A 5,805-nucleotide genomic window follows, 5' to 3' on the forward strand; every position below is an offset into this window, starting at 1 on the left:
AGACTAACGGATGGGTTCGTGACACCATAGCGCAACGACCTTCCTCACCAGCCGTAAGAATAGTATAAAACGTCGCACCAAAATTTTCATCCTCTGTGGCGCCCGACAGGGCATGGGGGGCTAACGGAGAACGTTAGTTGAACGATTTTAAACAACTTTATTTCTAACCCGGCCCCGCATATAGGTCGGGTTTACTGCACTTTTTGCGACTATTTTAAACAACTTTATTATCAGGGAATACATCGCGGTCACTTCCGAGCACTGTTCGGGATGCCTGGTCTGGCGGCAAACTACTTGCAGCGAGGGAGCAAGGGCCTTCGTCGGTGCAGCTGGAGGATCTGGGAGACCGCAGCTTCTGGTGACGAATCAAACAGCATTCCCCAATATTAATAAATAATCTAGTAGATGAAAGTACATGGGACTGCATAGCTTGTTCCTTATCGGTGGGACGACATTTAGTTCTATACGGGAACAATTGTTTGTATTTGGTGCAAAACATGGTATGCTTATGTTTAATCAAACATGATTTCGGGTGAGAGCATATGCTACCGATTATTCGCATTTCCGTACGTGCACTGGTCGAATACGCGTTTCGCAGAGGCAGTCTGGAGTCTGGCTTTCACGCGGCACGCGACGTTCTCGTGGTCTATAAGCTAGACAGGCTCGGACGTTCAACTCAAAAACTCGTAATCCTTGTTGCAGAGCTCAAGCAGCGAGGTATAGTGTTCGAGTTCGTAACGGATCGGATTGACACTACTACGGCCATGGGCGAGGCTATATTGACCATCATGAGTGCATTCGCGCAGCTGGAGGCCGACCTAAATAGGGAGCGCACCAATGCAGGCCTAGAGGCAGCAAGAGCACGAGGACGCGAGGGAGGCCGTCCCGCAGCTAATACGGGAACACTCACCCGAGCGTTGAAGCTCCACGCCTCCAAGCAGCACAGTATAAAGGATATTGTTGATATGACAGGCGTAAGTAAGTCCGTCCTATATCGGGCGTTGCAAGCTCAGTCCTAGCGACTGGTCTTTTTACGTACCCCGTACCATGCCTCCTTCCCTATATTGCAGCCTGCAGAAGGGCTCTGCAGAATTTGGTCTCATTTCTTACAAGACTTGTTACCACAAATGTGCGTCAATGTTATCAAGAGGTCAAAGGGTGTCACGTGTTAGTGTCATGATAAACAAAAAAAAGGACGCCATTTAGACATCCTTTACTATAATAACCGCACACGTTTTACCGTTTAGGTTTTGCTCTTCAAACGTGATCCGATCCCCACCGCTAACGAATGAGATTCTTTATGTGAACAAACAATTCGCACGCCATCACAAATGGCAACCATCATCTTATCGGTGGAGCGATTGGTATAATTGGTCTAAAAATAACATTGTCAATGGCTATAGACGCAAAAGCAGTCGAATCACGTAAACCAATAAAGATGACGGGTTCTTGAGCACCTAAAAGTGGAACCGGAATGGTTAAAATAACTTGACGCCATATACGCATTCCTCTTTGAAATCGAAAAGTCGATAAAGGAAGTTCATTCGTGAAATTATCAGCTGCCGAATAAGTCATAAATAAACTTCCTGTCGTGACAGGGGTTATTCTTCTCACATAAAATGAAAGTCTATAATTTCTACTTACATCTAAGGGAAGGGTATTTTGAGCAATTTCTGGTGCAAATCTACCATTGAGTTCACAATAATTGGTTCCAAAAAGCGCGTTTCTTGAATTCTTAACCAAAAAACCGCTACCGTACCAAGGATCTAATGTGCTATTTTCGAAACCGCCATTTCGAATAGCTCCCCACGGGGTCAGCTGGTTTGATTTAAAATCATTTTTTCGGAATTTCCTCTTATTTTTCATATTATTTATGATTTTTTGTATACGCGGACTAATTTTGGTTATTTTTCCTCTAACAACGAGTGGTGGTAAAGACAAGTACCGAACTATTCTTCCAGTTTTTTTCACTATTTATCACCTTCCTTATTGATATTAGTATATTTACAGTTACTAAAATTAACTGGATGAATGGATATAATGAATGTGTGGAATTTAAGGATCATACTGAGGGCAGTTCCCTGTTCGTCATGAATTATTTCCTTTTTAATTTTTTTCACAAATTATGGCACCCCTTGTCGTATTTCCTCATAATGTTACACGACTTTGAAAATTCTGGAATAAGAAAAAAGAGCCGCACAAGGCGACTCCTGCACTTACTCGTATTTAACAGCCTCAATTTCGCGCATAGGTATGAACGTCACGCCGTCCGCCTGTCGCATCTTTAACGTCCATTGATTGAGCTCCTCAACCGTACCGCGTAGCGAAGCGCCGTCGTCCGTTTGGACGGATACGAGCTGCTGGGCAGAGCTTAGCCTTCTTCAATGTTTGGCTTATGTGTTCCATTACCCCGTCCTTGCCTCATCAGCGCGGCTCCCGGTCGGTATAGTTCCATTCAAACAATTCCGTTGTCCACAAGGTTTGTATGGTAGCCCGAGTGCTTCCATTTCGTTAGCTAGCTCGTCGTAATTGTTCGAGCAATATTTCGGATGCTCGTCCGTAATTTGTCGGCCATTTTCTTTATGCTTCTCAATGTCCAAACTGGCGCAGCTACGCGCGCAATGGATTACGTTTTGCGTCGACCTGCTCCTCTGCGAAAGCGTGTTGATATTCAAAACGAATACCCAACGATGAATCTGGTTAACGGCACTGTTCAACCGTTTGGTAACGGTATCCCGATTCGCCATGAGTATCCGTAGCTCCTGGTAGGCTTCCGGAAGGAACCGAACAGGGGAGTAGTATCCGTTTTTGACCATATCTGCAATAACAAGGGCATCCTTGCGGTCGCTTTGGATGGCGTATTGTCGCGGTGTTCCTTGTTCTTTTTGACAAGGTGGTGATTCACACGGACAGCTTCAATCCCCTTTCCTTGAAGCCACTGTGCTAGAGCCAGCCAATAATGGCCCGTAGGCTCCATACCGACGATGACCTTGCTGAGCTTGTATGACTTGAGTAGATCATGGATCCAGCGGCCGAATAAACGGAAACCATCGTCATGATTTCCAAAGTCGATCGGTGATCCCAGTGCGATGCCACGATAGCTGACTGCTCTGGCAACATGGGTTTCCTGGGCGATATCTACACCCACAACAAGATGGATAGAGGTAATGTTTTCTATGAGTTGATTTTGTTTGTCCTGTGCCTTAAACTTCATGATAGAGCGACCTCCTGGATGGGCTTTTTGAGGCTTTTGACCTCGTGCGCAACCCCATCGTACCGAGGCGCTCGTTTTTGTTCAAACTCCAAATTTTTCGTTTTACAGGAATTCTAATGAAGAACGATAGTGCAATCATCAGGACTGGGTCAGGCGCCGCGGCGACTCGCTCATGATCATTAATGTAACTGGCAGGATAGTTGAATAACTATCTTGCCTATTTGGTTAAATTTGGTGTATTCTGGAAGGGAACATATATTCTTATTAAGAAAGGATAAATGGTTATGTGGAAGAGAATTGAATGCGTTGCAATATACACCAGAAAACATCGAAAAATCAGTAGAATTTTATCAATCACTTGGTCTAAAAAAGGCTTGGGAAACTTATCAAGATGAAGAGAAAAAGTGGAGACTTATTGGTATGAGTTATCCTGAAGGAAATTCACAGTTAGTTCTAAAGAATAACCCAAACCTTAATTTTGCTGAAACAGAGGTAGTCGTTGAAGATGTTATGGGTACTTACGAATCTTTGAAAACAAATGCAGATGTGAAATGGATTCGAACTCCATTCCGTAATCCTAATGGCGGACACGTAGCTGTAATGCAAGCACCAGACGAAAATGTTTTTATTATAGTTGGTAAATAGGGTTCTATTAAGGAATTGAGCGAAAGACTTTAGAGTGTAGGAGCTTCATTCTTGCGGCTCCTTTTTGGTTTATTGAGGTAACGGGCAGTTTAGTGCAACAGTTACCTATCACTGCGAGCCCCAAAGCAGGAAATACTTCAGAATAGTAGAATTGGAATACAAGGGAAATCAAGGGGCGTGGATGGTTATGAACATTCAAAGGGTATTTAACCAATTACCTATTTTAGAATCCGAAGAATTAGTTTTAAAAAAGGTTGAACTTAATAATCTTGAAGATGTATTCGCAATTTTCAGCAATGATCAAATATTTAAATACTGTAGTATTTTACCGAAACACAATATTGAAACTGTAAAAAGCATGATCGGACATTTTGAACGCGACTATGATAAAAAAAGCGAAAGTTAAATGGGGAATATTTTTAAAAAAGGCACCAGAAAAGCTAGTAGGTATAATGGTGGCGAATGATTTTAATCAAAAGGTAAATATGGTGACGATTGGTTACTTTTTGGCGGAGTCATATTGGGGAAAAGGGATTGCTACAAAAGCAGTAAATGTACTTGTCAAATTTCTATTTGAGACTGTTAGTGTTAATAGAATCCAAGCAGAAGTTATGCCTTTAAATGAGAATTCTAAAAGGGTGCTTCTGAAGAACGGATTCATTAAAGAAGGAACTATAAGACAAGCCAATGTATGGGCAGGAAAAGGAATTGTGGACTTGGAAATATACAGTATTCTCAAAGAAGATTACAAAAGTTACTCTTGAGCTACCATGAAAGATCGGATTAACTTTCATGTTCTGTGGTGCAGCGCAGGATGCATGGATGGCTAACGGGTAACGATAGCTCCACGAGACAATTACGGCAGCCGGCACAAGATCGGCTGCCGTTGTCCGTTGAAGTAACGGGCAGGATAGTTCAATCATTTCGCGAATACTTCCAGCATGGATTTTTGTGAAATTCATATATAAGACGTTAGACGAAATTACGGAAACTAATGAAATAGAAAAAGCTAAGGGAATGAACTAATGAGCACAAGCTTCGATGTATATATAACATCAGATAAGTTGCCATCATATGAAGCTCTAATAGATAGAGCAAATAAAATATTAGAATCCAAGTTGCATTCTATTGGAATTAAAAGATCATTTAATTTTGATATATCAATGAGAAATAAAGAAGGCTTAATTCAATTTGAGTTATCCGAGCCTATCGAGATTTCTGACGATAATTATTTATGGGTTACGGTCAATGATATTGATGGTGGATTTTGTATATACCAGCATAGAAATGATCAAATCTATAAGGACTTATGGAATGACGAATTTAATAGAGTACAATCCCGTAAATTTGAAGACGCAATAAGAACAAGCTTAGAGAAGGAATTTCATTGGAGTGTAGTTAGATATATGGGAACCGATCCTTTTTATAATCTCGCATATGGTTTTTTTGCATCAGCTTTTGCAGAGCTGACCAATGGGATAATATTCTCTGATGATAATGCATGGGAATATAGCAAGTTCCCTTGTTTGCCAGATGAATTTAACAAGTTCTATTTTAATCCAGATTCAACTTTTGAAAAGGATCATCAGGAATGGGCTTTAAGAAATATAGAACACATAATTAAAGAGCTAGTTGAGTGATCTCAAGAAGCCCGCAACTTCACCTAACACCACATTCACGCATCGGGGCATTCGCCCCTCGGTCCGCCCGAGGCATTTCAGGATTAAACTAACGGAGAACGATAGCTGAATAGACAACTAAGACGCGGCTGCCGGCATCGATCGGCAGCCGCGTTACGCTAACGGGCAGATTAATGTAGTATCCATCGAACCTGATTCAAGCTAGTGCACCACACCACATGCAAGATTTGATCCGACCTGTTTCATTTTTTTGTATCATTAGGCTTCTACACACACATTTAGGTAATCACCTACGTATCATAAAAC

General features: G+C 41.8%; 3 protein-coding genes and 3 pseudogenes. 4 read left to right on the forward strand and 2 right to left on the reverse strand.

Translation table 11 applies throughout. The features are described 5' to 3' along the window. Positions 1 to 542: 542 nt before the first annotated feature. A complete protein-coding gene (locus ACFQI7_RS37465; protein ID WP_218103517.1) occupies positions 543 to 1,019 on the forward strand; it encodes a recombinase family protein in 477 nt (158 codons plus the stop codon). A gap of 322 nt (positions 1,020 to 1,341) precedes the next feature. Here ACFQI7_RS37465 and ACFQI7_RS37470 read toward each other — a convergent pair whose 3' ends face one another. Then, entirely contained in the window at positions 1,342 to 1,971 is a 630-nt protein-coding gene (locus ACFQI7_RS37470; protein WP_218103516.1) for a carbohydrate binding domain-containing protein, read from the reverse strand. A 701-nt stretch (positions 1,972 to 2,672) separates the two neighbouring features. Then, positions 2,673 to 3,214, reverse strand: a pseudogene (locus ACFQI7_RS37475) (IS110 family transposase); the annotation flags it as partial. A 284-nt stretch (positions 3,215 to 3,498) separates the two neighbouring features. On the opposite strand from ACFQI7_RS37475, the pseudogene ACFQI7_RS37480 reads away from it, so the two are divergent. From ACFQI7_RS37480 to ACFQI7_RS37490, 3 genes and pseudogenes are all read left to right on the forward strand, one after another. Then, positions 3,499 to 3,859, forward strand: a pseudogene (locus ACFQI7_RS37480) (VOC family protein). Between the two features lie 187 nt (positions 3,860 to 4,046). Then, positions 4,047 to 4,623: pseudogene (locus ACFQI7_RS37485) on the forward strand (GNAT family N-acetyltransferase). 261 nt (positions 4,624 to 4,884) lie between these two features. Continuing rightward, positions 4,885 to 5,499, forward strand: a complete 615-nt coding sequence (locus ACFQI7_RS37490) for a hypothetical protein (protein WP_218103515.1) — start codon at positions 4,885 to 4,887, stop codon at positions 5,497 to 5,499. The last annotated feature ends 306 nt before the right edge of the window (positions 5,500 to 5,805 follow it).

This window comes from Paenibacillus allorhizosphaerae (assembly GCF_042659105.1).
Lineage (GTDB): Bacteria > Bacillota > Bacilli > Paenibacillales > NBRC-103111 > Paenibacillus_G > Paenibacillus_G allorhizosphaerae.